Here is a 24084-nt window from a genome sequence, read left to right on the forward strand (position 1 = left end):
CCAGATCACCGGGAGGTCAAATGAAGGAAGTGATGAACAAGGATCAGGTTCACTCCCGGCTTCTGCCGTACATGTCGGCGGCGCGGTGGGCCATCGCCGGAGCGTTGCTGCTCCTGAGTGCCTGCGGTGGCGGGGGCGGGACGCCCGGCGATACCGAGGCCCCCACCGTCACGCTGAGCGCCGCGCCGGGCACGGTGGCCGAGGGTGGCAGCGTGACCCTGGCCGCCACTGCCACCGACAACGTGGGTGTGAGCAAGGTCGTCTTCAAGGACGGCGCGGTGGTGCTGGGCGAGGACACTGCCTTGCCCTACACCCTGAACGTGACGCTGGCGGCGGGCAGCAGCGGCGTCCATACCTATACCGCCCAGGCGTTCGATGCCGCCGGAAACACGGGCGTTTCTGCGGGGCAGTTCGTGACCGTGACCCCCGCCGCCGCGCAGGCGGGCGTGTGGGACACCAGTACCTGGGACAACGCACAGTTTCAGTAGCCTTCAGGATCGGCCCGGCACCAGCCCTCTCATTTCTGTCCAGGAGGACAACCCATGAAAAACCAGACCCTGATCCTGACCGCGCTGGCCGCCCTGACCCTTTCCGTGACCGCCGCCGCCGCGCCGTTTACCACGCCGCACACCTTTGCGCCGGGTACCGCGATCAAGGCCGCCGACATGAACGACAACTTCGGAGCGGCCCAGACCGAGTTGCGCCGTCTGGACGAGAAGATGGTGGCGGTGGTTCATAAGAGTACGGCGGCTAACATCAGCAGCAACTGGACGTGTATCGACAACGTGGTCTCCAACGGCAATCCCAATGCGCTGGTATTCGTGACCCACAACTATAATCCTGTCGGGGCGACTCTCAACTACTCTCTGTACACCACAGGCGTCTTCTACACTGGTGGGAAGTGGTGTATCTACTACGAAGACACCAGCAAAACCATGCCCGCTGGAATCACTTTCAATGTACTGATCGTCAAGCCCTGAACGCGGGGACGGAGCAGGGAACCGGGGACGTGGTGCCCCGGTTCCCTGCTCTGCTTCGATATGGACTGGGCAGAAGTTCAGCCGCGCTGCTGTCCGGCTTCCCGCTCTCCATAGACGTCTGCGTATTTCACTCTCAGGGCGTCGGCACTGGCACGCGGAACCATGTCGCGGATGTCGCCGCCGTAGCTGGCGATCTCGCGGACCATGCTGCTGGACACGAAACTCCAGCGGGTGGCGGCCATGATGAACACGGTTTCCACCTCGCCGAGCTGGCGGTTTAAGTGCGCGATCTGCAACTCGTACTCGTAGTCGCTGACCGCCCGCAACCCGCGCAGGATGATCCCTTTTTGCTCCTGCGCCATGTAATCCACCAGCAGCCCGCCGAAGGAATCCACCCCGACGTTGTCCAGATGCCCGGTGGCCGTTCGCAGAATATCCAGCCGCTCGTCCAGCGTGAACAGGTGCCGCCCCTGCTTGCGGGCGTTGTGCATCACGGTCACGGTTACGGAGTCGAAGATGCGGCTGGCGCGGGTCAGCACGTCCATGTGCCCGCTGGTGATGGGGTCAAACGATCCGGGAAAGACGGCTTTCATGCGTCCGTTACTTTATTCGCCGCCGCCTGCCTGTGGTAGAGGGTCAGGCTGTTGCTGCCGTACTCCCTGACCTCACGCGTAAAGCTGGGATGCTCCGGGAGTTTTAGACGGTCTGGGTGCTGGCAGATCAGCAGACCATCCGCCGCCACCACGTCGCTGTCCAGCAGTTGTGCGGTCAGGGCGGGAATGTCGGCCTCGTATGGCGGATCGCTGAACACGATGTCGAAGCTGCCCAGCCGGGAGAGGAGTTTCTGGGACTCGCCGCGAATGATCCGCACCCGCAATTCCAGTGCGCGGGCATTTGTTTCCAGTGCCTTAACAGCGCGGGTGTCCTGCTCGATCAGCGTGACCGTGTAGCCCCGGCTGGCCGCCTCCAGTCCGATGGCGCCGCTGCCGCCATGCAGGTCGATGAATGTTCCGTCTGGTGCACGGGCTGCCAGCAGATCGAACAGGCTCTTGCGAATGCGTGCGCCGCTGGGACGGGCACTGTCGGGCACCTTCAGGGGGCGGCCCCGCGCACTGCCGCCTAGAATCCTCAGGCTCACAGCAGGCTCCCCGCCGCGCGCCGTCTCATGGCGTCAGAGCCTCATACGCTTCAAAACCGTCCAGCGCCCCCGGCTCCAGCAGCCAGTCTTCCTCCTGCTTCCGGGCCTGCCCGGATTGCACCAGACGGTTCAGCTCGGCGTCCACGCGCTGAGAGACGCGGCGCAGGGGCATTTCGGCTGCGCCCTCCACGCCGCGCCAGCCTAAAAAGCTGCGGTGAAAGGCGGGCAGGGCGTCCAGACCCACGCGGGTTTCCAGTTCGCGCCAGGACAGGGGGGGGGCAGGATCAGCAGTCATCTCGCCCTGTTCTACCCTGCCCGGCCCGCCGGGTACAATGGCCCCATGAGCGATCCGCTGCCGCCCCACCCCAGCGACGCAGGCCACGGCGACGGGCCGGAGCTTCCCGGCATTCTGCCACAGGAGCTGGAAGCGCTGGGCGGTCAACTGGTCTGGCGCATCGGCAAGGACGAGGTGAGCGACGACGTGATCGTGCGGCTGGGCTACGCCTCGGCCACGCCGCGTTTTGCCCATCTGCCGCGCCTGCGCAGCGCCAACGACGCCGATCTGCTGCTGGCCGTGAACGAGGGGCGCGTGGTGATCGAGTGGGTAGATTGACCCTGCCTGCTCCCCCGCTGACCCCTCTGGTAACCCGTCCGGTGACCCTGTGATCATTGAGGCTGGGCGGCACTTCACCCTGCACGCCCCCGGTTCCCCCGAGGACACGCTGGCCTTCGTGCGTGACCCAGCCCGCGCCCTGTCGCGGCTGCATTTTCTGCGCGGATTGAATGTCCAGGGCAATGAGGTGCGCGGCGAACTGCTGGTGCCCCTGCCCGTGCTGGGCGAGGCCGATCTGCCTTTCCTGTGCATCCTGGCCCACACCCCCGACGGCGCAACATTGACACCCCAGCCCATCGACGGCGAGCGCGCCTGGGTAGAGGTGACCGGACAGGCCCAGGTGATGGAGGGCGCGCAGGCGGCCCAGGGCGGCGAAACGCGGGTGGAGGTGGCCTTCAACTTCCTGTTCCGCGCCCACCTCGCCACCCCGGATGCCCAGGGCTGGGGCGGCGCGGCCTTCGAGAAGATGGTCCGCGCCGCCGCTGGCCGCACCCTGGAACGGGTCACGCAGGAGTTGCCCGAGGGTTTACGCGAGGCGCTGGAAGCAGGCTGAAGCCCTTGTCCTGCACATTAAATCCAGCACATTAAAAAAAGAGCAGACCACCCGGCCTGCCCCTCCCTTCTCGCTCAGTTGAACGTTACTCTTCGGGAAATTCCATCGTGCGCGCGTCGCTCCACAGACCCTCTAAGTCGTAATACTCGCGGGCTTCCTTGGTCATGATATGCACCACGATGCTGCCGAAGGACAGCAGCAGCCAGCGCTCGCTGGGGCCTTCGACGCTGGGGCGCATCAGCCCGGCTTCCATCGCCTTGATACGGACATTTTCCTGCACGGCGTTGAGCTGCAACCCGGCGGTGGCGGTGCAGATCACGAAGTATTCCAGCGTGCTGCTCACGTCCGATAGGTCCAGCACGCGCACGTCCTCGGCGCGGCGCTCACGGGCGGCGTCCACGATGGCGCGGAGCTGGCTCTGGTCCAGTTGGCGGGCAGAGGGTTTGGCGGCGGTGTTCGGCTTGGTGTTCAGGGTCATGGGGTCTCCGTGGGGGGTGGGGTACTGGGTGTTGCAGCGGGCGTCGGTGTTGCGTTGGGTGCCATGGGCGGCGGTGCCTTCAGTTGGGCGTAAGGAAAGAGCGCCGCGAGATGTTCGCGGGCGTCCACACCCAGCAGGATACCAACCTCGCCCGCCCCAACCGGGAAACGCTCACCCTGAAGGCGCGGCATTCCCAGCAGATCGGCCAGCGCGCCCGCGTCGGCCACGTCCTGGTCGGTAAAGACCTGACTGGCCTCGCGGCTCTCAGGGGCCACGCGTACCTGTACCCGCGTGTAGCCCAAAGTGTTCAGGGCACGTTCCACGGCTCCCCCCAGTCCCGCGCCGCTGGCGTCCACCACGCTGACCTTCACGTTCGGCGTGGGCGAGGCGGGCGTGGGCTGATCGCCCCACAGTTTCTCCAGTTTCTCGCGGTTGACCGCCAAGTTAAAGCTGCCGCGAATGGTATCGGTGGGCAGCGTGGCAAAGCTGAGCTTGAGATTGGACAGGTACGGGCGCAGCGCCGTGAGCAACTCGGGATCGGCGTTGGTCTCCACCCCATTGCCGATGCCGCCCAGAATGGTGGGCAGCGCCGCTAGCCCGCGCGGACTGCGCAGTTTGGCCGCCAGTTGGGCCAGCGCCTGCTTCTGGTGATCAATGCGTCCGTAATCGTCCCCGAAGCCCTTGCGAACGCGCAGGTACAGCACGGCCTGTTTGCCGTCCAGATGGTGCGGTCCCGCCGCCAGCTTCAGGTTCACCCCAGCGGCGTTGTCCACCCACTCGATGCCGCCTTCCGGTACGGTCACGTCCAGGCCGCCCAGCGCGTCGATCACTCGCTCGGCGTAATCGGTGCGGACCACCACGTAGGAATCCACCCGCTCGCCCACCACCGTTTCCACCGCGCGGGTCAGCGCTTCCGGGCCGCCCGAGCCGTAACGGCTGTTGACCTTCTGGATGCTGGGGCGCTCCCCCGGATCAAAGGGACCGACGTTGGTGTCGCGCGGGATGTTCAGCACCCGCACGCGCGAGCCGTCCACCTTGACCAGCATCAGCGTGTCGGTGTTGGGCGGCTCCAGCGCGCCCACGGGGTTGTCCTGATCCTTGCAGGGCTGGTGGTAATAGCAGTACACGATGTCGCGCCCGGCCAGCAGCACCGTGAACTGAGGCGCAGTTCCGGCGGTCAGTGCCAGCCGGGACGCGCCGCCCGCTCCCTGAAGCAGCGCCAGCCCGCCCAGCGTCAGCGCCGCCAGACTGAGGCCAAAGGTCTGTGCGGCACGCAGCCGCGCCAGGGGGCGGTTGGGCACGGTCGGTCCTGATGGGGCAGGAGCCGTCACCGGAAAGCGGGGGTGGATGCGGGCTGAATCGGGGGGCTGTCAACTGGGGAGCTGGCCGCCAGATGGGCGCAGCACGGCAGCGCGTGGTACGAGCGCATCGTGCGCGGATGCACCGTGATGCCCTTGCCCTGAAGGTAGGTCACCTTGGAGATGATGGCTTTTTCCAGTGCCGCATTCAGGTCTTGCAGCGCCAGTTCGCGGATGTCGGCGTTGACCCCGCGTCCGGGTTCAGACACGTCGGCGATGTACACGCACTGGGCCACCCGGTTGCCGCCGCGCGGGCCAGTGGTGTGGTCCTCGACGGCCTCTAGCACCACCAGGTCCGCGTAGCCCCAGCGTTCCAGCAGGGTGCGCCCGGCCCGGCCATGTAGCGCCAGCGGGTGCAGCCCGTCGATCTCGCATTCTGGCGGTGCGAGGCGCAGCAGTTCGGCGTCCGGCAGATCACGGGCGATGTCGTGCAGGATGCCTGCTGCGTAGGCATGCCCGACATCCAGCCCGTTGGCCGCCGCGATCTGGGCCGCCAGTTCGGCCACCCGCACGACATGCTCGTAACGCCGTGGCCTGACCATCAGCCGCACGCGCTCCTCCCACCCGATCCAGGCGGTGGGATGGGCGTGCTGCGTTAGAACGTGGGCAATCACAGAGACAATCGCCGGGCCTGGTGGCCACTCCTCCACATCATTGGCACACTATACGCCCCTCTGCTGACGGAGAGTTGACCTGAGTGACAGTCTGACTGTGTTTTAGACTCACCCTGAACTCATAAAGACGCTTTCGCAATTCAAGTCCTGGCCCCTGTTCTCATGCTGGCTCGCACACTTCTCCAAGATCCGCTTATTCTTATTCAGGGCACGCTAATGGGGACAACCTGTTCCACGCTCAGGCTCACAGTGACATTTTCCAGAGCCTGCGCGCCCGCTGGCAGGTCCAGCTGCACCGGGGCGCTGTAACTGCCGGGGCGGTAGACCACCGTGCCGCTGATCTCGCGCAGGCGGGCCAGCAGATCGGGGGCGGCCACCACCCGCACGCTGCTGGGCTGGACGCTGCGGGCCGTGACCTTCAACCCTGCGGGCGGGGCATTCAGGGTCACGGGCAGGGTCTTGATCGGCAATTCCCCGGTGTCCAGGCGGCGCACTGTCACTGTGGCTGGGTTGGTCTGGAGGCCCTCGACGGGCTGCCCCGCCTCGTCCAGCGCGATCAGCGGCACTTCCCGTTCGGAGGCGGCCCCCAGGCTCTCCGGGCTGGTCACCAGTTTGGAGACCTGCACGATCACCCGTCCGGGACCAGTCACGCGGGCCTCGGACGGGGTGACCACGTAACGCGGCAGGCTGGCTTCCGGCGGCGTGACCACGCTCAGGACGATGGGCAGCGTGCGGGTCAGTTGCGTGTCCACGAAACCCTGCACGGTGTCGGGCGATTTGCGGCTGACCGTGGTGCCGTTCGGCGCGGCCACAGCCACAGGCCGCGTGAAGCTGCCTTCCGGCGCGCCGGTCACGTCCACGATGGCCTCGATGTTCCCGGCGCGCAGTTCACGCAGCCGCTCAGGCCGCCCGGAGAGGGTCACGCGCACCGTGCCCGGATTCAGGTCGCTGGTGGCGCGGGTGCCCTCGCCGCGTCCCCCGGTGGTGTCGCGCACGGTCACCGGCACGTCGTAGCCCTGCTCCACGTTGGCCCGGCGATCTGCCGTCGCCACGAACCACAGCGTCACCGCCACCGCCACTGCCAGCAGCTTTGGCCCCAGATTGTGGATGCTGCGCCCCCAGGCGTAACGCGGCTCCAGCCAGCGCCTCCACGCGGGCGGCTCCTGCAAGGGTGAGCTGGAATCGCCGCCGCTCACGTCCCTTCCTTGTGAATTTCTGGGCGGACTTCAGGACGGGACCTGCCTTCCGGCCTGACCTCCTCCTCTTCCGGCTCCTGCGCTGCTTCCGGTGAGACGGCCTTGCCCGGCGCAGTGGGACGGCCCGCCGGGTAGTCGTAGACCAGTTCGCGCAGTTGCTCGCGCAGTTCGGTGCCGTTCAGGTCCGGTCCCAGGCGTCCGGCCAGCGCGATCCGCATGCTGCCGCGTTCCTCGCTGACCACCAGCACCACCGCGTCGGTCAGTTCCGACAGACCAATTGCCGCGCGGTGGCGGGTGCCGTAACGGCGGTAGGTGCCGTCAGCGGGTTGTAGCGGAAACAGGCAGCCCGCCGCCACCACGCGCGCCCCTTGCAAGATGATGCCGCCGTCGTGCAGCGGGGCGTTGCGGGCGAACAGCGCCTCCAGAAACGGCACGCTGACCAGTGCGTCGATGTTCACCCCCGTCTCGGCGTACTCGCCCAGCGGCGTGCGGCGCTCAATGGCGATCAGCGCGCCGGTCTTGCGCTCGGCCAGCCGTTCCATCGCGCGGGCCAGATCCTGCAGGGCGGCCCCGCTGGCGCTGGCGTCACGCCCACGCGGGCGGCCCACCCGTTCCAGCGCGGCGCGCAACTCTGGCTGAAACAGGACCAGCAGAGCAAAGATGCCCACCGTCCCGGCCCGGCCCAGCAGAAAGCTGAGGGTGGTCAGCCCCAGCAGTTGCGCCGCCACCCACACGCCCGCGAAGACCAGAATCCCGCGCACCACGTTCACCGCCCGCGTTCCAGCTACCAGCAGATAGGCCTGATAGATCAGAAACGCCACCACGACAATGTCCAGCACATCCTGGGCACCAATCTGGCCGAACGGGGTAGTCATAAGAGGAACGGCGGACTCCTTAAGAAAAAATTGCGGGCGGGAAGACGGAACAGGCGGGTTGCACGCCTACTATACGGTCTGCCCGCATTTCACTTTTCTGAAGATCTTTCTGGAGGACCACCCATGAACATCCGTTTTCTCGGCCACAGCACCTTTTTGCTCCAGAGCGGCGATCACCGCCTGCTGATCGATCCATTTATTACCGGCAACCCCAAATCCCCGGTCACGCTGGAAGAGGCCCTCACCTGGAAACTGAGCGCCGTGCTGATCAGCCACGCGCACGGCGATCACTGGGGCGACGCGCTGGCCTTTGGCAAGGCGGGGACGCCGATCATCGCCACTGCCGAGATCGGGGGCTACGCGCAGAAACACGGCGCGGTGAATGCGGTCGGGATGAATATCGGCGGCACCTATGCGCCGGACTGGGGCAAGCTGACCCTGACCCCCGCGTGGCACAGCAGCTCCTTTCCCGACGGCACTTACGGCGGGATGCCCACAGGACTGGTCATCGAGATGGGCGGTAAGCGGGTCTACTTTGCCGGGGACACCTGCCTGTTTTCCGATATGCGCCTGATCGGGGATCGGGGCCTGGACGCCGCGATCCTGCCCGTGGGCGACCACTACACGATGGGGCCGGAGGAAGCCGCCCGCGCGCTGGAGCTGCTGCGCCCGAAAGTCGCCATTCCCATGCACTTCGGCACCATGCCGACCCTGACTGGCGATCCCCACATCTTCAAGCGGGGCGGTGAGGCGCAGGGCGTGGACGTGCGGATTCTGGAGCCGGGGGAAACGACCGAAATCTGAAAAGGGGAAGCCTCAGCCCTCCACCAGATGCGACTGCACCGCGATATCCCCATAAACCTCGGTCTGTTTTACGCTGAATTCGCCCTCCTTGACACCTTCGAGGAGGGCGGCGAAGTAGGTCGCCTGCTCGTTCCAGTTCTGCGCGGGCAGGCCCCAGAAGGTGAAGTGGCGCAGGCGGGTTCCGAAGGCGCGCAGGGCGTGCAGGGCGTCGGCCAGGGTCAGGCGGTCCCGCGAGAGGAGCGGCGTATTTACCTGCCGCACGGCATTCTGCGCGGCCCGGACCAGCTTGGCCAGACTGCCCGCCGGGTTGCGCGGGCGTTCGCGGCGCGGCAGGTCCAGCGTAACGGGCCGGGCCGGAATCAGCCCCTCGCGTTCGCGTCGGCGGGCCATCAGAAAGCCCACCAGTTCGTCTAGTTCGGCCAGCGCCTCGACGCCTTCCAACAATTCTTCGAGCAGTTCGTCGGGGGCGTCCTCGTGCCACGCTTCAGGCTCCGGCTGGGGCAGCAGCAGGCGGGCCTTCAGGGCGATCACAGTGGCCAGGGTGGGCAGCAGGTCCGGGTGTGCCTCGGCAAAGCTGCCGCCTGTCAAGCGCTGGACCCAGGCCAGCACGCCACGCGTCAGCGTCAGCAGGCCCACTTCCTGCGGCAGCACGCGCCCGCCCCGCAACGCAGAGGCGAGTTCAGCCAGCGTGCCAGTAAAGGCGGGCAACTCCACTATGAAGCCGCTGGAGAGCGAGAGGGTCAAGACGCCGCCCTCACAACTTCAGCCCTCACAGCTTCAGAAAGCCCACCTTCTCGCGCACTTCTGCCATCACGGGCGCGGCGATGGCGCGGGCCTCTTTCGCGCCCTGCGCCAGTGCGTCGCGGATGTCGTCCGGGTGCTGGGCCAGTTCCGCCGCCCGCTCCTGAATGGGGGAGAGGGCCGCCGTTACGCCTTCCATCAGCTTCTTCTTGCAGTCCACGCAACCGATTCCGGCGCGGCGGCATTCCACGTCTACCATCTCGATTGTGGGCAGGTCCGAGAACAGCTTGTGGTAATCGAAGATCAGGCACACGTCGGGGTTGCCGGGGTCCGTGCGGCGCACGCGGGCCGGATCGGTAGGAGCGGCGCGCAGCTTCTGCCACACGGCGTCCAGGGGTTCCAGCAGGCCCAGGGTGCTGTTCTCGCCCTTGCTCTTGCTCATCTTGCCGTGGCCGTCCACGCCGGGAATCCGCAGGGCGTCCTTATTGTAGACGGCCTTGGGTTCGGGGAAGGTCTCGCCGAAGGTGTGGTTAAACCGCCGGGTGATCTCACGGGTCAGTTCGATGTGCTGGGTCTGGTCCTCGCCCACGGGCACGGTATCGGCCTTGTACAGCAGGATGTCGGCGGCCATGAGGACCGGGTACATCAGCAGTCCGGCTGGAACGCTTTCTAACTGGCCTGCTTTGTCCTTGTACTGGGTCATGCGTTCCAGCTCGCCTACCGGAGTCAGGTTGGTGAAGATCCAGCTCAGCTCCTGATGCTCTGGCACATGCGACTGCACGAAAAAGACCACCTTGCTGGGGTCCAGACCCACCGCAAAGTTGGCAAGCGCCATCTCGTAGGTGCGCTGGGCCAGCAGTTTGGGATCAAACGCCGCCGGATTGGTCAGCGCGTGCAGGTCCACCACGCAGTAGATGCTGCTTTTGCCGTACTGCTCGCCTAACGTGACGTAGTTCCGCATGGCCCCGAAGTAGTTGCCGATATGGGGCTGCCCCGTGGGCTGAATTCCTGAAAAGACACGCGACATAACAGAGGCTATTCTAGCGGGCCGGGGGTGGGGGCTTGGTGGGGCTGGCGGTAGAAATCTGAGCCAGTTCAAAGTTCGTCAAGTGTCAACTGCAGAGTTTTTCCGCGAAGCAGCGATCAGTGGTCTTCTGATGGTAAATGCCGCAAGGCGACATCACCGTCGTCAGTCACCGTCCAACAAACGGAGTCGGGTCTGCATCAGTGTGTAGAGACCGTTCGGCTGGCGGGCAAAGACAAGGGCTGAGCTGAAGTCGGTGTCGGGCCAGAGCGTCCCATTGGGCGTCAGTGTGTTCACGCCCAGCGCCAGTGCCAGCGCCGCTGCGATGGCGGGAATATGGTGGTGTTCCCAGCACACCAGCACGTCCTGACCCGACTGAGACAGCAAGGAATCGCTGACCAGAATGTCCTCCTGGCCCTTGGGAACCGGCGTCTGGATATGCAGCTTGAGCCTTCGCGCCAGCGGCGTAATCGTCTCACCGGGCCGGTGTGACGCTCCATCTGGGTAGGCGGGGGCGAACAGCGCCGCCGGACGGACGAACGGTGCAGGTGGTGTGGCGGAACCCAGTACGGCAGCCAAAGCTCCAGCACGTTGCCAGCCGCGCGGGGTCAACGACTCGGCCTGCGGACGCCCCTGCTCGTTCACTCCAAAGGCGGGCTGGGGGCTGTCCGCTGCGCTGGGTTTTTCGGCATGGCGAAGAATCGTGATCGTGTGGAGGGTGGTCGTCATCTTCTGCTCCTGTTGGCGCGCATCATTGCTCTGTTTTAGCCCAGAGCTGCCCCAATTCCGCAGTCCTTCAGAGCAGTTGTCCGAGTGGAGTTGTCCCAGTCCCAGCCTCGCGCGGTGCGAGCAGGGCGTCACAGAAGCCTTTTTCGGGGATCTTCCCGGTTTTCCGGCAACACTGTCCGAACCAGTGATCAGGAAGACCCAGGCAACAAAAAACAGGCAACCCACAATTTGGGTTGCCTGCTCAGAAAAAGAGAATGGATTCAGGGGCTGGCTGGAGCCGCTGGCGTCGTGTCGGTGGCCGGGGGTGGAGTGCCATCCGTGGGCGTGGGGGTTGTCTCGGCAGGAGTAGCGGAACCCGGTGTGCTGGGCGCGGCGCTGTCGGGAGTTGCTGGTGTAGCCGGAGTTCCTGGGGTGGTGGGCGTGCCAGGAGTTGCCGGGGTGGCGGTGGGCGTCGTCGGCTTGGGTTCGGCGGCGGCCACGCGCTTGGCCTGGGCAGCCAGCACCTTTTCCAGGTTGTCGGTGGGCTTCAGGGTGGCGACTTCCTTGGTCACGAAGGCCTGTCCGGCCTCGCCCTTCTTGGTGGCCAGCACCTGCGGCTCGATCTGGGCACGCACGGCGCTCAGGGGCTGGGTCACGGCCTGCTTCAGATCGGTGGCGTACAGCACCGAGAAGCGGTCCCCGACTTTCACCACGTCGCTCAGGCTGCCCTCGCCCGCGTCCTTGAGGGCCGTGGCCCCGAAGACGGCAGCTTCCAGCTCGGGACTCAGTTTGCTGTCGCCCGCAGTTACGGCACCGCGTTCACTGACCGTGCCCCCGGCCTTGCCCGCTGCCGCCGTGAAGTCGCCGCCCTTCCAGTCGGCGCGGAAGGCCAGCGCCTGATTGCGGTCCCGGAAGCTGGCCTCGCTGACGGTGGCGCTGGCGGGGGTCTCAAACTGCTTCTTGTTCTGATCGTAATACGCCTGCAAGTCGGCGTCGCTGACCTTCACGTCACGCGCGCCGTAGGCGGCCAGACCCTGCGCGATGTTCTGGCGGGTGCCAGTCAGGTCCAGTTTCAGCTTCTCGGCAATGGCGGGCGCGGCGTAGGTCTGGATCAATCCCTGCGTCACCTGCGGCTTGAGAATGCCGTTGACCAGCCCGGCAGCTTGCTCGGGCGGCACCTGCTGAAGCAAAGAGGCGAACTGCTGGTTGCTGACCACGCCTTCCACCACGTCGGAATACGGAATGTCCTTGCCCGCAACGGTGGCGACGGTGGGGTTCTCGGTCTTCCAGTTGGGATCGAGGTACTCAATCTTGGCGTCTTTCTGAAGGCCGTCCAGCCAGCTTTCCAGCGCGGCATTTTCCTTCTGGGTCTTCAGGGCGGCCATGATGTCGGTTTTGGCCTCATCGAAGGGCTTGGGGGCAGGCGGCAGGAACTTCTCCACCTTCACGATGTAGAACTTGCCGCCACTGGCGACCACATCGGTCAGGCCGCCGTTCGTGAGGGCAAAGGCCGCCGCGCCCACTTCTGCGGGCAGGGCCACCAGCGCCACCGGACGGGGCACGCCGTTCTCGATGGGGCCGAGTGCGCCGCCCCGGTCCTTAAACTCGGTGCTGTTGGCCGAGGCCAGGGCCGCGAAATCCGCCCCGCCTTTGGCCTGGGCCAGCAGGGCCGCAGCCTTGGCCTTGTCGGCCACCACGATCTGACGGCCCTGGATGCGCGCGTCGCTCTGGAAGGCTTCGGGGTTCAGGTCGTAGTACAGCTTCGCCTCGGCGTCGGTGGGGGCGGGGGCAGCCTTTTTCAGCTCTTCCACCTTGCGTTGCACGGCGAGCTGCTTGCCCACCGACTCGCGGTATCCGGCATCGGTCAGGCCCGCACTTTGCAAGGCGTCGGTCCACGCCTTGTTGTCCTTGAAGTTGTTGGCTTCACGAACCTTGGTGACCTCGGCGTTCACGTCGTTCCGGCTGACCTTAATGTCCTGGGCCGCTGCCGTGACCAGCGCCTGCTGAATCTGGGTGGCCACCACCACGGTCTTGAAATCGTCACCCAGCACGCCGGTGTCGGTGCTGCTCAGAACCTGGTTGCCCCGGCGGGCCTGGTCCAGTTCCTCGGCGGTGATGGTCTGCCCGTTGACGGTCAGGGCGGGCGTGCCAGAAGTCTTGTTGCCACTAAACAGCCCGGCGATATTGGGGGTGAACTGGTAGGCCATGCCGACCACCAGAAGCAGGGCCAGCACGATCAGCATGACGTTGGTGACTTTCTTTCGCTTCACTTGATCTCCTTAAATATTGGTGCTAGCGTACCTGAGCCTTATTGGCCACGCACTCGTAGCTCAGGTGGATAGAGCGTTGGCCTCCGAAGCCAAAGGCCACTGGTTCAAGTCCAGTCGAGTGCACCACGTCCAGAAAGTTGCCACCCTGCGGGGTGGTTTTTTCGTGGATTGGGTTTGTTCAGTGCAGGAGTCCAGCAAACACACGCGCAAGAGTCTAGCATGCAAGGTTAAACGGGCGTGAAGCCGCAAAGTGCGTTGTGGGGCCTGTTTTTGGCCGCCTTCCTTCATCTGGAGGGCAGGTGGCGGTCCCGCCCTGTACGCTGGAAGGCATGAGCGATCCCACCTCCGGTTCCAACGTTCCGTCCAGCGGTCTGCTGAGTCTGCTGCCCCGTCTGCCCGGCAGTTACGACGGCCCCCAGACGCCCGAAGCGGCCCCCTACGCCCTGGTCGGCGTGGGTGAGGGCACGCTGGCCGCCCACCTGTTGCAGGCGCTGGCCCTGCCCAGCCTGACCCGCACCGGAACCCAGTTCGTGCTGAGCAGCCCCGACGCTGGGACCGCCGCTACCGATTACGCCGATCTGGCTGAAGTGGCCGGGGCCACCGCCCGCCGCATCAGCACCGGGGGCCGACCCGACGAGATTGATGTGCTGGTGCCGGGCGGACCGCTGTCCACCTATCACTTCGCGCAGGCGGTGGCCTACGCCAGCGGTCACGCCGAGGAAGCCCAGGCCGCCGACGCTGCGCTGGCCGATCTGGCCGCCCGCTGCGCCCCGAACATAGAGGAGAACAATCCGGCCCGCGATCTGGCCTGGAGCCTGTGGGGGCGCACACCGCTGCTGCTGGCCGCCAGCGACGCCGACGCCCTGCCGCATGCGTGGCAGCAACTGCTGGCCCGCACTGGAAAAACGCTGGCCGTGCCGCTGCTGGGCGACGTTCTGCCCCTGGCCAGCGGGGCCTTTGACGCCCGCCACGAGCAGGGCGACGCCAAGGTGGCGCTGATCCTGGGCGACACCGATCCGGCGCTGCTGCTGGCCCGCGAGATTCTGGATTCGCGCATCGACGAGATCATCCATGTTCCGGCCCCGAACGGCGCGCAGGGTTACCCCGCCGCGCTGGCGCTGTGGTATTTCGGCGCGTGGGTGTCTGCTTATCTGGCCGAGCGTTACGGAGCCGAACCGGCAGACCCTGTCGTGCTGGCCCGCGCCCAGGCGGGCCTGAGCGGTGAGGGCGGCAGCGAGGCCACGGGCGACCTGCGCCTGAGCGCCCCCCGCGACGACCTGCGCCGCACCCGCGTGGAAGAGGACCTGCCCGGCTGGGACGGTGACGGGGATGACGATGCCGATGACGACGATGTGGACGGCTTCGAGGACCAGGATGACCGCGAGGAGGACTGACCAGAGCGCTCTTTTCCGCCCACAGTGCCTGTGGCGAGGCGGCACCGAGGTCACGCCTCGTCCGTCCCATTTCCTGAAAGCGTTTCCTGGAGCGAGTTCAGCCATTTCCTGAAGGCGGGCGTGTCCCACGTCAGGGCGCTATCATGCGCGTTGTGCGGCTGCTGTTGCTCTCTGACATCCACGCCAACAACACTGCACTTGGGGCGGTGCTGAAGGACGCGTCCTCGCGCCGTTACGATCAGGTGATCCACCTGGGTGACGCGCTGGGCTACGGCCCCAATCCGCGTGAGGTGCTGGACGTGCTACGCGATCTGGACGCGGTGTGCATCATGGGCAACCACGATCAGATGCTGCTGGAATACGTGGATGGCAAGCGGGCCACCCGCGACAGCGTGGTCTCGCTGGCCCTGCGCTGGCAGATCGAGCGTCTTTCCGAGCGCGATATCGGCTGGGTCCGCACCTGGCGCGACGGCATCGACGACCCGGATGTGGGCGCGCGTTACCGCCACGGCACCCCGGTCAGCTTGGACGATTACACCGATTCGGTGGCGGCGGCCCGCGAGGCGTTCGGGCAGTGGCAGGGCCGTCTGGGCTTCGTGGGCCACACCCACGTTCCCGCCGTGTACGCCACCCTGAACGCCCCCACCGGCGAGTGGATCAAGGGCCAACTGTTCCACGACGGTGGCAGCTACATGGTCCCGCCCACTACCCGTGTAATCCTCAACCCCGGCAGCGTGGGCCAACCGCGCGACGGCAATCCTAGGGCCAGCTACGCCATTTACGACACGTCCCGCTCCCACTATGAGGTCTTCCGCGTGGCCTATGACATCCCCCGCGCACAGGAAGCGTCGCTGGAGGCTGGATTGCCACAGGTGCTGGCGGCGCGGCTGGCGGTGGGCAAATGAGGGGCGTGGGCTGTGGGTCGTGGGTTGTAGAGCAGAGATTTTGCCGTCGCCTGAGCGTTGCAAGTGTCTTCTTTCGGGAACTTGATCTGACCCGCCCTCTCCTCGCCTTTTCCCACAGCCCACACCCCATAACCCACAGCCCGGCATGATCCTGCACGCCCCCCTGATCGAACAGGCCGACGCTTTTAGCGGCAACGCGCTCTTACTGACTGGCCCGGCACGGGTGGGCAAACTGGGCGTGGCGTGGGCCATTGCGGCGGCCCAGAACTGCCAGGGCGCGCGGGGCATGGACGGCGAGGCGTGCGGAATCTGCCGCTCGTGTCTGGCGCTGGCGGTGGGGGCGCACCCGGATGTGCTGCTGGTGGAGCCGCGTGCCACCACCGCCACCGGCAAGGCGGCGCGGCGCAAGCTGATCCCCATCGGTGCGGTGCTGCGGGAACGCGATAAGACCCGCGAGTATGAGACGCACATCTACGAATTTCTGGAGGTGCGCCCCAGTTTTGCCCGCCGGGTGGTGATCGTGAACGGCGCGGAACACCTGGGACCGGAAGCCGCCAATGCCCTGCTCAAGCTGGTGGAGGAACCCCCGCACCGCGCCCTGTTCCTGTTTCTGGCCGAGGACCGCCGTTCGGTGCTGCCCACCATCGTCAGCCGCAGCTCTCGCCTGGGGGTGGCTCCGCTGCCCGATCACACCATCGAGTCGGCGCTGATCCGCTCCGGGCACGAGGCCGACGCCGAACTGGTGGCCTTTGCCGCCGGACGTGCGGGCGTGCTGGCCGATCTGGACGTGGTGCGCCGCGCACTGGAAGACGCCCGCGAGCTGGACAACTCGCTGGGCGTGAACCTGCTGAGCGCCCTAGAGGCCGCCGAACGGCTGGAAAAACGCTTCGATCCGGCGTGGCACCCAGAAACGTTGCGTTTTACCTGGCGTGAACGCCCAGCGCATCAGCGTGCCCGCGCCGACACCGCGCTGGACGCCCTGCAAAGTGCGCTGGAAGCGTATGCCAGCCCCAGCCTCAGCTTCCAGGTCTTTGCCCTGAACGTGCGCGAGGCATTCGGCCTGAGCTGAGGCTGGGAGGCCAGTTATTCCTCAGCTTGGAGTCGGGGGCCGGGGCTTGCTGACCTGCTGCCGCCCGGTCATGGCGCGGCCCAGCGTGACCTCGTCGGCGTATTCCAGCGCGCCGCCTACCGGCAATCCGTAGGCGATGCGGCTGACGGTTGCGCCCAGCGGCTCCAGCAGGCGCTGAAGGTAAAACGCCGTGGCGTCGCCCTCCACGGTGGTCCCGGTGGCGAGAATCACCTCCTGCCCATCGGTCACACGCGGCAGCAGGGGTTTGATATGAAGTTGCTCGGGACCCACACCGTTCATGGGACTCAGGACGCCGTGCAGGACGTGGTACAGGCCCCGGTACTCGCCGCTACGCTCAATGGCGATCACGTCGCCGGGTTCTTCTACCACGCAGATGATCGCCTGATCGCGCGCCGGATCGCTGCACACGTCGCAGACCTCCGCGTCGGTGATGTTGAAACAGACCGGGCAACTGTGCAGATCGCGCTTGGCCGACAGCAGCGATCCGGCCAGCCGCTCGATGTCCTCACGCGGTTGCTCGAACAGGTAGAAGGCCAGCCGCTGCGCGCTTTTGGGACCAATCCCCGGCAGGCGCGACAGCTCGCGGATCAGCGCGACGAGGGAAGGGGGGTATTTCATGGGCGAGAACCGCTTACGGCCCTATCAGCAGCCCACGGATGCAAGTACCACGTCCTCAAAATCCGGGAATTCCCAGCCCGCGCGTGGCGTCCTGCTGCAATGCGTCGGCCTTGGCGCTGGCGTCCTGCACGGCCACCAGGATCAGGTCTTCCAGGGCTTCCACGTCGCTGGGGTCCACCGCCTCGGGCTTGATCTTCAGGGCCGTGACCTTGCCGTGCCCGTTCATGGTGACCGTGACCAGACCGCTGGCACTGCCCTCCACCGACTTAGCGGCCAGCTCCTCCTGAATCTTGGCGGCGGCTCCCTGGGCCTGTTGCATCTGCTTCATCAGTTTCTTCATGTCCATGGTGCGTCCATTCTAGCCGGGGCAATGGGAGAGGAAGGTGGCTTGATCCGGCTGAAGATTGGCTGGATGGTGGGCCAGCATTTGGGCCTTGATCCGCCTTTGCCCCCGCGCAGGCGGCGTATGTTGGGGGCAATGTTGGTAGATCAGCTCGGACGGCCCTTGCGAGACCTGCGGATCAGCGTGACGGACCGCTGCAATCTGCGCTGTACCTATTGCATGCCCGCCGAGATCTTCGGCCCCGATTACGCCTTCCTGCCCCGCACCGAACTCCTGAGCTTCGAGGAAATCGAGCGGCTGGCCCGCACCTTCGTCTCGCTGGGTGTGCAGAAGCTGCGGATTACAGGCGGCGAACCCACGCTGCGCCGCGATCTGCCCGAACTGATTTCACGCCTCGCAAAGATCGACGGCGTGCAGGACATCGCGCTGACCACCAATGGTCTGCTGCTGCCCCGTATGTCGGCGGACCTGCGCGCGGCGGGTCTGGACCGTGTGACAGTCAGCATCGACAGCCTCGATCCACAGGTTTTTGGGCGCATGAACGGCCTGGGCACGCACCCTCAGAAGGTGCTGGACGGCATCGAGGCCGCGCTGACGGCGGGCCTGGGCGTCAAGATCAACACGGTGGTGCAGCGCGGCGTCAACGAGGACGGTCTGCGGAACCTGTGGCTGGCCCTGCGTGATAAGGCGGTGCTGCGCTTTATCGAGTTCATGGACGTGGGCAACCACAACGGCTGGAATCTGGACAGTGTGGTGCCCTCGCGCGAGGTGCTGGCCCGCCTGAGCGCGGACGGCACCGGGGCGGAGTTTGAGGCCCTGAATCCCAATTACACCGGGGAGGTGGCGGTCCGGCACGTCAGCGCGGATGGCCATGAAGTGGGGCTGATTTCCTCGGTCAGTGCGCCGTTCTGCGGCGATTGCTCTCGGGCGCGTATCTCGGCGGTGGGCGTGCTGTACACCTGCCTGTTCGCCGGAAGCGGCACCGACTTGCGCGCCCCACTGCGCGCCGGGGCCGACGACGAGGCGATGCGTGCCCTGGTTTCGGAAATCTGGAGTGCGCGCACAGACCGCTACAGCGAGGAACGCGGCGAGGTCACACGCGGGGAGAAGGACCGACAGAAAGTCGAGATGTCGCACATCGGCGGCTAAATGCAGACCGCTGTGGGCGGGTGTCCCCCAGCGCGTTGCGAAATTTTTTGACCCGGTCAATGGGGCGATGCTGAAGTTTTGGGCCACAGACCAATTTGCCCGTCTGGCACGCGGTTTCTGGCTGAACTGATGTTCTTTTGCTTGTCTCCCAGGACTGCCATTCACCACCCGAACTGGAGAATAGAAGGTCTTCCGGGTGTAGCCTTTTCATGGGGCACTGTCCAGACAAGCTTGTGTACCTCGGACACTAACCATAAGATAGGCTCAAGCTCTCGCCTGTGTATAAAAATGCACGCGCGGAGTGCCCCGGAGGGATGCATGGCGAAATACCCGCTGATCAAATCGACCTTGAAAGACCGGCTGCTGGGTGGCCATTACGTCGAGGGACTGCCACTGCCCAGCGAGCCGCAACTGGCCCGTGAATTCGAGGTCTCGCGCATGACCGCCCGACGCGCCATCGACGAACTGGAGCGCGAGGGCTACGTGTACCGCGTGCAGGGCGCAGGCACCTTTCCCACCGGCAAACGTTTCCGGCAGGGCACCTTTCGGGTCAGACCTTTCAAGGAATGGGCGCGCCACCCCGATCACCGCACCACCGTCCTGCGCGCCATGCAGATCGAGGCCACGCCCGAGATTGCCATCGTGCTGCAAATCCAGGCGGGCGATCCGGTCATTTTCGTCCACCGTCTGCGGAATGCCGGGGACGAGGCGCTGGTGATCGAGAAACGCTATGTGAACGCCGCGCTGGCCCCCGGCCTGCTGGACCAGAATCTGAATGCCGAGAGTATCCACGAAACGATGGTCAGCATGGGCGTGCCAATGGCCCGTGTCGAGCAGAACCTGGAAGCCGTCAACCTGCGCCAGGAGGAGGCGGACCTGCTGCGTGTGCCGCTGGGCACTGCCGCCTTTCTGCTGCGGCGCACCACATACAGCGGCACCAAACGCGCCAGTTATGTCAACTACTGGGTGCGTGGGGACCGTTACGCCTTCCAGGACACCTTCGAGCCATGAGGCAGGGCGGGGAGCGGTGGCGGGACGAGTTGATCCCCCGCCGCTTTTTCTTGTCTCGCCGTTCTTTTCTGTCGCGTAGGAACCACAAAAAACCGCCCCCAATCAGGAGGCGGTCTTCTTCACGGTCCTATGCTTCAGGCGGCTTTGTTGTTGCGTGCGCCCTGGGCCGCGTCCACCAGTGCCTTGAAGGCTTCGGGTTCGCGGGCGGCGATGTCGGCCAGCACCTTGCGGTTCAGCTCGATCCCGGCCAGTTTCAGTCCACCGATGAAGGTGGAGTAGTTCATGCCGTGCAGGCGTGCGCCCGCGTTGATGCGCTGAATCCACAGGCGACGGAAGTCACGCTTCTTGTTGCGGCGATCCCGGTACTCGTAGGTGGCGGCGTTCAGCAGGGTCTGGAAGGCGTTGCGGTACTGGCGGCTGCGTGAACCCCAGAACCCCTTGGCGCGCTTCAGCACCTTCTTGTGGCGGCGGCGGCGGACGATGCCGGTTTTGACGCGAGGCATTATTTGCCACCCTTATAGGGCAGCGCTTTTTTCATGCGCGCCCACTCGCTGTGGGCCAGCACGAAGCCCTTGCCCTTGCCGCGAATCTCGTCGCCGCTCTTGCCGGTGTTCTGGTGGCGCTTGCCGCTTTTAAACGCCATCACCTTGCCGGTGCCGGTGATCTTGATCCGGCGCACGGCGCTCTTGAGTGTCTTCATCTTGGGCATGGTTGGCCCTCCTGTTCAGTCCGCTCACATCGGCATTTGCCGCGCTCACGTCTGGGGTTCGGGCCGCTCAGGTTCTTTGAATTCCCCTGTGCCGTTTAATCGCCCTGCCCCACTTGACCAAGAGAAGACTATACGCGAGTCGGGGCGGGCGGGGCAAGAGGTGGCTAGCTTTTGCCCCGCCGCTTCCACTTGATTGAAAAAAAGGTTCCAGATGCGTTCGGTCTATTGGGTTCAACTCTCCAGCAACTGCCGTCCCAGCGCCGTGTAAGCCGTGTCGTCCGTGGGTGGGTGCGTCAGGCCCGCACGGGCGTCCCGCAGCAGCTTTTCCAGGGGCAGGGCCGCGCTCAGGGCCGCGCCGCCCGCCGTCCGCGAGGCCAGATCAGTGGCGAACACTGCCGCATTCGCTGCGTGGGCTTTGGCCGCGCCGATGCCGGGGACCGAGGCGGCACTGGGGTCCATGTCCCAGCGGGCTGCCGCTTCCAGCAGTAACGCGCGGGCGGCGTGCAGGGCGCCAGCCGTGCGCCCCACGTTTTCCTGAATGCGCGGCAGGGTGGCAATCGGTGCGCCCAGGGCGGTGGGCACGCGCACGCGGGCGTAAGCGCTGATGGCGTCCAGTGCGGCGAACCCCACCCCCAGGTAGGTGGCGGCAATCGCGGTCCAGAACCATGCGCTGCTGGCGGGCTGGCCAGGAGCGGGGGGCGCGTGCAGCGTGGCGGGCGCGTCCGTGAACACCACGTCATGGCTGCCGCTGCCACGCAGGGCCAGCGCCCCCTGCCACGTTTCCTCGATCTGGACGCCAGGACCGTGCAGGTCCACCCAGTAACGGCCCACCTGTCCGTCGGGCGTGGCGGCAGTGACCAGCGCCCAGCGCAGCGCCCGCACCCCGGTGGACCATGTTTTGCGGCCCGTGATCTGCCAGCCGCCGCCTTCAAAGCTCTCGCCCTGCGGTGCGGCGCGGGTTTGTGGCAGACCTCCGCGCGAGGGGCTACCCAGTTCGGGTTCGCTGGCCAAGGCGTTCAGGAGTTCGCCGCGCATGCCAGCCTCGGCCACCACTTTCAGCAGCGGCTCCGGCAGCGTCCGGCCCTGAAACGCCGCCCCAGTCACCTGCCCATGCATGGCTAGGATCAGGGCCAGACTGGCATCCGCCGCGCCCAGCGTCAGTTGCGCCCGCGCGAACTGCGAGAGATTGGCTCCCAGACCGCCCCGGTCTTCAGGGACAGCCAGACGGGTGTAGCCGCTCTCGGAAAGGGCGGCGGCGGCCCCCGGTGTTACGTCCTGCGCCGACTCGCATTCGACGGCATGCTGGCGGATGGCGTCGGCGGCGCGGCCCACCACCTCGGCCTGTGCGGGGGTCAGTTCGGCGGGCGGAGGAGAGGAGGTCACGCCGTACAGGGTAAAGGCTGGGTGCTGATCAGAATTGTTTCTCAGCGTTCGGTGGGGCCGGTCACGCTGACCAGCACTCCCCGGTACTCGCTGGGCGTGATCAGGCCCATTGCCATTGCATGTCCGGCGGCGTTCAGGCTGTCGGCAGCCAGCACCAGATCGACGCCTGCGCGGGCCAGCTCGCCGCGCAGTTTCAGCACCGTCTCGTCCTGAAAAGCCCCCGTGATGTCACGGATATACACCGCCAGCACGCGGCCCGCGTATTTGCGGACCACCTCGGAGTAGATCAGGGCGTCCTGCTCACCGCTGTCGCCGATCAGCACGAATTTCAGATCCGGGAAGCGCTCGAACAGGCGGTCGATGACGCCGTGTTTGTGGCCGCCGTGTTCGGCCAGCAGGCCCGCGCCCCAGCTCCGCAGGAACATCGGCCCCAGCGGAATGCGGCGGTAGTCCAGAAACTGCCACAGCAGATCGAAGAAGTTCCACGGGCTGCTGGACACGTAAAAGACCGGATTGCGGCCCTCGCCCTCGCGGGCCAGCGCGCGGTACAGCGCCCCCACACCGGGAAAGGGGGAACGGGTGCGGGCGTTGCCGGTCAGGGCGGTGACCAGCATGCGCGGCAGACTGGTCACGTCCGACTGGATCACGGTGTCGTCCAGATCGCTGATCACGCCGAAGCGGGCCGCGCCGATGACCTGCACGCGGGCGCGGGTCTGGCCCTCCTTGCCCTCGATGCTCAGGGCCGCCTCATGCCAGCCGCCGGGCAGGGGGCTGAGCGGGGTGAAATTCAGGGTGAAATAGCCGTTGTCGTCGCTGACTGCGCTGGCACTGATGCCGTCCAGCACGCCGTTGACCCTGACACCGCCCACCTCGCGCGAGAACAGGCGGCGCATGCTGTTGAGAAAGTTGCGCCAGCGCCGGTCCCCGGTGGCGGGGGGCGACATGGTGCGCGGCAGCAACACACGGCCCGTCAGCTCGACGCCATGTGGGGTTCCCCAGCCCACGTAGGGCTGGAGCAGCAGTTTGCCCCGTGCCCGGCGCGGCTGCACGTAACTGCTGATGGCCCGGTCCGCCGCCAGGACCGCGCGCTCCACGGCGGGCAGCGCCAGTTTGAAGGCCGTCTTGACGGGATTCACTGGGGCAGTCTACGGGTCCGCGCAGGCCGGAGGTCTGCCCCGCCCTTCACCGTTCACCGCAGTCGGCAGGAGTCGCCATCACCAGTGATCGGCAACAGTGATCAATGCACCCGCACGCCCTTGGTCAGCGGCTGCTTGCGGACCCAGGTGATGAAACGCTGGATTTCCTCGCGCTCCAGCATGGCTTCCACCGTATTCAGCTCGTTGGCCAGCTCCGAATTGCTGAAGGTCTTTTGCAGGTAGCCCTGGCAGGCCGCGCACATCCGCACGGTGGGAATGTCGCCGGGTTTGACGCCCTGCCGCCGTCCCTGGGATTTGGGGACCAGATGGTGATCGGTCATGCTGGGGGCCTCGCGCCCGCACAGCACGCAGGGATCGGCGGCTTTGGGCGGGGCGTACCAACTGGGATCGGGTGTTTTGCGGGCCATGCCCACCAGCATAGGGTGAGAGGAAGTCGGCAAAGGTCATCTGGGCAAAAGCTACTTCTTCTTTTCCTGCACGGCTTTGAGGTTGGGGCAGATGAGTTCGCCGCGCAGGGTCAGGGCTTCCACCACGGGCCGGGGGAGCATGGGGCCGTCCACCTGACTCCTTGCGCCCAGCCGCAGGGGACCCTCGGGGGTGGTCAGGATCGCCTCCGAACGCAGGCGCACGGCGCGTTCCACGCAGGCGGCGTCCATGAAGTCCAGCACCACCGCCCGCTTGAAAATTCCGTCCGAGATGGTCAGCGTGACCGGGCGCGGCGGATAGTCGGCCAGCGTCCGCGCCGAATGCGCCTGCACATTCAGCGCGCCAGTCATGGCTGCCATCAGCGGCAGCAGCGCCGCCAGACCCCACACGATGCCTGCCCGCGCGACTGGGCGGGCCAGCAGCGCCAGCAGCACGCCCGCGAAGGCCAGGGTCAGTAGCAGATACAGGACGCTCATCGGGGCACAGTGTAGCCGCCCGGCGCGAGAAGGCGGGCCGGGATGTTCGCCCGCCCGCCGCCTGTCTATTT

30 protein-coding genes and 1 tRNA gene are annotated in these 24084 nt (G+C 66.1%); 11 read left to right on the forward strand and 20 right to left on the reverse strand.

The genetic code is table 11. The annotated features are described in order from the left end of the window. The first annotated feature begins 20 nt into the window (after nt 1-20). Together DAAJ005_RS02805 and DAAJ005_RS02810 are read left to right on the forward strand one after the other, a co-directional pair. A complete protein-coding gene (locus tag DAAJ005_RS02805; protein WP_151845793.1) occupies nt 21-488 on the forward strand; it encodes an Ig-like domain-containing protein in 468 nt (155 codons plus the stop codon). A gap of 54 nt (nt 489-542) precedes the next feature. After that, complete coding sequence (locus DAAJ005_RS02810; RefSeq protein ID WP_151845794.1) at nt 543-980, forward strand: hypothetical protein; 438 nt, start codon at nt 543-545, stop codon at nt 978-980. 77 nt (nt 981-1057) lie between these two features. On the opposite strand, the gene coaD is transcribed toward DAAJ005_RS02810, so the two are convergent. Genes coaD through DAAJ005_RS02825 form a run of 3 tightly spaced genes read right to left on the reverse strand, consistent with a single transcriptional unit; the run spans nt 1058 to nt 2413 of the window. Next, the gene (gene coaD, locus DAAJ005_RS02815) at nt 1058-1573 is read right to left on the reverse strand and encodes a pantetheine-phosphate adenylyltransferase (RefSeq protein ID WP_151845795.1); all 516 of its coding nucleotides are present in this window, start codon (nt 1571-1573) and stop codon (nt 1058-1060) included. Then, entirely contained in the window at nt 1570-2118 is a 549-nt protein-coding gene (locus DAAJ005_RS02820) for an RsmD family RNA methyltransferase (protein ID WP_151845796.1), read from the reverse strand. Before DAAJ005_RS02820 ends, coaD begins: the two co-directional genes overlap by 4 nt. A gap of 25 nt (nt 2119-2143) precedes the next feature. Continuing rightward, entirely contained in the window at nt 2144-2413 is a 270-nt protein-coding gene (locus DAAJ005_RS02825) for a hypothetical protein (protein ID WP_151845797.1), read from the reverse strand. 45 nt (nt 2414-2458) lie between these two features. On the opposite strand from DAAJ005_RS02825, the gene DAAJ005_RS02830 reads away from it, so the two are divergent. Continuing rightward, nucleotides 2459-2731 (forward strand): DUF3248 domain-containing protein, encoded by a 273-nt coding sequence (locus tag DAAJ005_RS02830; protein WP_151845798.1) that lies wholly within the window; start codon nt 2459-2461, stop codon nt 2729-2731. Between the two features lie 49 nt (nt 2732-2780). Beyond that, a complete protein-coding gene (locus DAAJ005_RS02835; RefSeq protein WP_151845799.1) occupies nt 2781-3284 on the forward strand; it encodes a DUF3809 domain-containing protein in 504 nt (167 codons plus the stop codon). A gap of 85 nt (nt 3285-3369) precedes the next feature. Here the strand turns inward: DAAJ005_RS02835 and rsfS are convergent, their stop codons facing one another. From rsfS to cdaA, 5 genes are all read right to left on the reverse strand, one after another. Beyond that, nucleotides 3370-3762 (reverse strand): ribosome silencing factor, encoded by a 393-nt coding sequence (rsfS, locus tag DAAJ005_RS02840; RefSeq protein WP_151845800.1) that lies wholly within the window; start codon nt 3760-3762, stop codon nt 3370-3372. Beyond that, nucleotides 3759-5063, reverse strand: a complete 1305-nt coding sequence (locus DAAJ005_RS02845) for an LCP family protein (protein WP_226342537.1) — start codon at nt 5061-5063, stop codon at nt 3759-3761. Before DAAJ005_RS02845 ends, rsfS begins: the two co-directional genes overlap by 4 nt. 26 nt (nt 5064-5089) lie before the next feature. Then, a complete protein-coding gene (gene yqeK / locus DAAJ005_RS02850) occupies nt 5090-5662 on the reverse strand; it encodes a bis(5'-nucleosyl)-tetraphosphatase (symmetrical) YqeK (RefSeq protein ID WP_192930922.1) in 573 nt (190 codons plus the stop codon). A gap of 275 nt (nt 5663-5937) precedes the next feature. Then, the gene (locus tag DAAJ005_RS02855) at nt 5938-6930 is read right to left on the reverse strand and encodes a YbbR-like domain-containing protein (RefSeq protein WP_226342538.1); all 993 of its coding nucleotides are present in this window, start codon (nt 6928-6930) and stop codon (nt 5938-5940) included. Further along, a complete protein-coding gene (gene cdaA / locus DAAJ005_RS02860; protein WP_226342539.1) occupies nt 6927-7805 on the reverse strand; it encodes a diadenylate cyclase CdaA in 879 nt (292 codons plus the stop codon). Before cdaA ends, DAAJ005_RS02855 begins: the two co-directional genes overlap by 4 nt. Nucleotides 7806-7928: 123 nt before the next feature. On the opposite strand from cdaA, the gene DAAJ005_RS02865 reads away from it, so the two are divergent. Then, entirely contained in the window at nt 7929-8609 is a 681-nt protein-coding gene (locus DAAJ005_RS02865; RefSeq protein ID WP_151845802.1) for a metal-dependent hydrolase, read from the forward strand. Nucleotides 8610-8621: 12 nt separating this feature from the next. Here the strand turns inward: DAAJ005_RS02865 and DAAJ005_RS02870 are convergent, their stop codons facing one another. From DAAJ005_RS02870 to DAAJ005_RS02885, 4 genes are all read right to left on the reverse strand, one after another. Then, nucleotides 8622-9353: a ScpA family protein gene (locus DAAJ005_RS02870; protein ID WP_151845803.1), complete on the reverse strand. Its 732-nt coding sequence runs from the start codon at nt 9351-9353 to the stop codon at nt 8622-8624. A gap of 25 nt (nt 9354-9378) precedes the next feature. Then, nucleotides 9379-10377, reverse strand: coding sequence for a tryptophan--tRNA ligase (gene trpS, locus DAAJ005_RS02875; protein ID WP_151845804.1), 999 nt, complete (start codon nt 10375-10377; stop codon nt 9379-9381). Nucleotides 10378-10539: 162 nt separating this feature from the next. After that, the gene (locus DAAJ005_RS02880) at nt 10540-11103 is read right to left on the reverse strand and encodes a hypothetical protein (RefSeq protein WP_151845805.1); all 564 of its coding nucleotides are present in this window, start codon (nt 11101-11103) and stop codon (nt 10540-10542) included. A gap of 260 nt (nt 11104-11363) precedes the next feature. Beyond that, complete coding sequence (locus DAAJ005_RS02885; RefSeq protein ID WP_192930834.1) at nt 11364-13352, reverse strand: peptidylprolyl isomerase; 1989 nt, start codon at nt 13350-13352, stop codon at nt 11364-11366. 49 nt (nt 13353-13401) lie between these two features. On the opposite strand from DAAJ005_RS02885, the gene DAAJ005_RS02890 reads away from it, so the two are divergent. The 4 genes from DAAJ005_RS02890 (at nt 13402) to DAAJ005_RS02905 (ending at nt 16720) form a co-directional block, all read left to right on the forward strand. Next, nucleotides 13402-13478, forward strand: a tRNA-Arg gene (locus tag DAAJ005_RS02890). Nucleotides 13479-13681: 203 nt separating this feature from the next. After that, complete coding sequence (locus tag DAAJ005_RS02895; RefSeq protein WP_151845806.1) at nt 13682-14746, forward strand: SIS domain-containing protein; 1065 nt, start codon at nt 13682-13684, stop codon at nt 14744-14746. Nucleotides 14747-14889: 143 nt separating this feature from the next. Continuing rightward, complete coding sequence (locus DAAJ005_RS02900) at nt 14890-15651, forward strand: metallophosphoesterase (RefSeq protein ID WP_151845807.1); 762 nt, start codon at nt 14890-14892, stop codon at nt 15649-15651. Between the two features lie 145 nt (nt 15652-15796). Continuing rightward, complete coding sequence (locus tag DAAJ005_RS02905) at nt 15797-16720, forward strand: DNA polymerase III (protein ID WP_151845808.1); 924 nt, start codon at nt 15797-15799, stop codon at nt 16718-16720. A gap of 21 nt (nt 16721-16741) precedes the next feature. Here the strand turns inward: DAAJ005_RS02905 and recR are convergent, their stop codons facing one another. Further along, nucleotides 16742-17359, reverse strand: coding sequence for a recombination mediator RecR (gene recR / locus DAAJ005_RS02910; protein WP_151845809.1), 618 nt, complete (start codon nt 17357-17359; stop codon nt 16742-16744). Nucleotides 17360-17414: 55 nt separating this feature from the next. Further along, on the reverse strand, nt 17415-17705 hold the full coding sequence (locus DAAJ005_RS02915; protein ID WP_075835127.1) for a YbaB/EbfC family nucleoid-associated protein: 291 nt from the start codon (nt 17703-17705) through the stop codon (nt 17415-17417). Nucleotides 17706-17837: 132 nt separating this feature from the next. On the opposite strand from DAAJ005_RS02915, the gene moaA reads away from it, so the two are divergent. Further along, entirely contained in the window at nt 17838-18851 is a 1014-nt protein-coding gene (gene moaA / locus DAAJ005_RS02920; protein ID WP_151845810.1) for a GTP 3',8-cyclase MoaA, read from the forward strand. A 318-nt stretch (nt 18852-19169) separates the two neighbouring features. Beyond that, nucleotides 19170-19862, forward strand: a complete 693-nt coding sequence (locus DAAJ005_RS02925) for a GntR family transcriptional regulator (protein ID WP_029482793.1) — start codon at nt 19170-19172, stop codon at nt 19860-19862. Between the two features lie 134 nt (nt 19863-19996). On the opposite strand, the gene rplT is transcribed toward DAAJ005_RS02925, so the two are convergent. The 6 genes from rplT to DAAJ005_RS02955 all read right to left on the reverse strand — a co-directional run bounded on the left by rplT (nt 19997) and on the right by DAAJ005_RS02955 (nt 24013). Then, nucleotides 19997-20365, reverse strand: a complete 369-nt coding sequence (gene rplT / locus DAAJ005_RS02930; protein ID WP_029482792.1) for a 50S ribosomal protein L20 — start codon at nt 20363-20365, stop codon at nt 19997-19999. Continuing rightward, complete coding sequence (gene rpmI / locus DAAJ005_RS02935; protein ID WP_029482791.1) at nt 20365-20571, reverse strand: 50S ribosomal protein L35; 207 nt, start codon at nt 20569-20571, stop codon at nt 20365-20367. The genes rplT and rpmI overlap by 1 nt, the downstream gene beginning before the upstream one ends. A gap of 231 nt (nt 20572-20802) precedes the next feature. Then, on the reverse strand, nt 20803-21954 hold the full coding sequence (locus DAAJ005_RS02940; RefSeq protein WP_151845811.1) for an acyl-CoA dehydrogenase family protein: 1152 nt from the start codon (nt 21952-21954) through the stop codon (nt 20803-20805). Between the two features lie 41 nt (nt 21955-21995). Continuing rightward, nucleotides 21996-23090, reverse strand: coding sequence for an App1 family protein (locus tag DAAJ005_RS02945; RefSeq protein WP_151845812.1), 1095 nt, complete (start codon nt 23088-23090; stop codon nt 21996-21998). Nucleotides 23091-23191: 101 nt separating this feature from the next. Continuing rightward, nucleotides 23192-23518, reverse strand: a complete 327-nt coding sequence (locus tag DAAJ005_RS02950; RefSeq protein ID WP_029482788.1) for a hypothetical protein — start codon at nt 23516-23518, stop codon at nt 23192-23194. Between the two features lie 51 nt (nt 23519-23569). Then, the gene (locus tag DAAJ005_RS02955; RefSeq protein ID WP_151845813.1) at nt 23570-24013 is read right to left on the reverse strand and encodes a hypothetical protein; all 444 of its coding nucleotides are present in this window, start codon (nt 24011-24013) and stop codon (nt 23570-23572) included. Nucleotides 24014-24084 lie beyond the last annotated feature (71 nt).

Source organism: Deinococcus sp. AJ005 (assembly GCF_009017495.1).
Taxonomy (GTDB): Bacteria; Deinococcota; Deinococci; order Deinococcales; family Deinococcaceae; genus Deinococcus.

Excerpts from the sequence above, each read along its gene's own strand:
- rplT (WP_029482792.1), bottom strand. The coding sequence starts at position 20,365 with ATGCCTCGCGTCAAAACCGGCATCGTCCGCCGCCGCCGCCACAAGAAG.
- DAAJ005_RS02810 (WP_151845794.1), top strand. The coding sequence starts at position 543 with ATGAAAAACCAGACCCTGATCCTGACCGCGCTGGCCGCCCTGACCCTT.
- DAAJ005_RS02915 (WP_075835127.1), bottom strand. The coding sequence starts at position 17,705 with ATGGACATGAAGAAACTGATGAAGCAGATGCAACAGGCCCAGGGAGCC.
- yqeK (WP_192930922.1), bottom strand. The coding sequence starts at position 5,662 with ATGGTCAGGCCACGGCGTTACGAGCATGTCGTGCGGGTGGCCGAACTG.
- rpmI (WP_029482791.1), bottom strand. The coding sequence starts at position 20,571 with ATGCCCAAGATGAAGACACTCAAGAGCGCCGTGCGCCGGATCAAGATC.
- cdaA (WP_226342539.1), bottom strand. The coding sequence starts at position 7,805 with ATGACTACCCCGTTCGGCCAGATTGGTGCCCAGGATGTGCTGGACATT.
- DAAJ005_RS02880 (WP_151845805.1), bottom strand. The coding sequence starts at position 11,103 with ATGACGACCACCCTCCACACGATCACGATTCTTCGCCATGCCGAAAAA.
- DAAJ005_RS02905 (WP_151845808.1), top strand. The coding sequence starts at position 15,797 with ATGATCCTGCACGCCCCCCTGATCGAACAGGCCGACGCTTTTAGCGGC.
- DAAJ005_RS02925 (WP_029482793.1), top strand. The coding sequence starts at position 19,170 with ATGGCGAAATACCCGCTGATCAAATCGACCTTGAAAGACCGGCTGCTG.
- DAAJ005_RS02955 (WP_151845813.1), bottom strand. The coding sequence starts at position 24,013 with ATGAGCGTCCTGTATCTGCTACTGACCCTGGCCTTCGCGGGCGTGCTG.
- DAAJ005_RS02900 (WP_151845807.1), top strand. The coding sequence starts at position 14,890 with ATGCGCGTTGTGCGGCTGCTGTTGCTCTCTGACATCCACGCCAACAAC.
- rsfS (WP_151845800.1), bottom strand. The coding sequence starts at position 3,762 with ATGACCCTGAACACCAAGCCGAACACCGCCGCCAAACCCTCTGCCCGC.
- DAAJ005_RS02830 (WP_151845798.1), top strand. The coding sequence starts at position 2,459 with ATGAGCGATCCGCTGCCGCCCCACCCCAGCGACGCAGGCCACGGCGAC.
- coaD (WP_151845795.1), bottom strand. The coding sequence starts at position 1,573 with ATGAAAGCCGTCTTTCCCGGATCGTTTGACCCCATCACCAGCGGGCAC.
- DAAJ005_RS02865 (WP_151845802.1), top strand. The coding sequence starts at position 7,929 with ATGAACATCCGTTTTCTCGGCCACAGCACCTTTTTGCTCCAGAGCGGC.
- DAAJ005_RS02895 (WP_151845806.1), top strand. The coding sequence starts at position 13,682 with ATGAGCGATCCCACCTCCGGTTCCAACGTTCCGTCCAGCGGTCTGCTG.
- moaA (WP_151845810.1), top strand. The coding sequence starts at position 17,838 with ATGTTGGTAGATCAGCTCGGACGGCCCTTGCGAGACCTGCGGATCAGC.
- DAAJ005_RS02825 (WP_151845797.1), bottom strand. The coding sequence starts at position 2,413 with ATGACTGCTGATCCTGCCCCCCCCCTGTCCTGGCGCGAACTGGAAACC.
- recR (WP_151845809.1), bottom strand. The coding sequence starts at position 17,359 with ATGAAATACCCCCCTTCCCTCGTCGCGCTGATCCGCGAGCTGTCGCGC.
- trpS (WP_151845804.1), bottom strand. The coding sequence starts at position 10,377 with ATGTCGCGTGTCTTTTCAGGAATTCAGCCCACGGGGCAGCCCCATATC.
- DAAJ005_RS02950 (WP_029482788.1), bottom strand. The coding sequence starts at position 23,518 with ATGGCCCGCAAAACACCCGATCCCAGTTGGTACGCCCCGCCCAAAGCC.
- DAAJ005_RS02805 (WP_151845793.1), top strand. The coding sequence starts at position 21 with ATGAAGGAAGTGATGAACAAGGATCAGGTTCACTCCCGGCTTCTGCCG.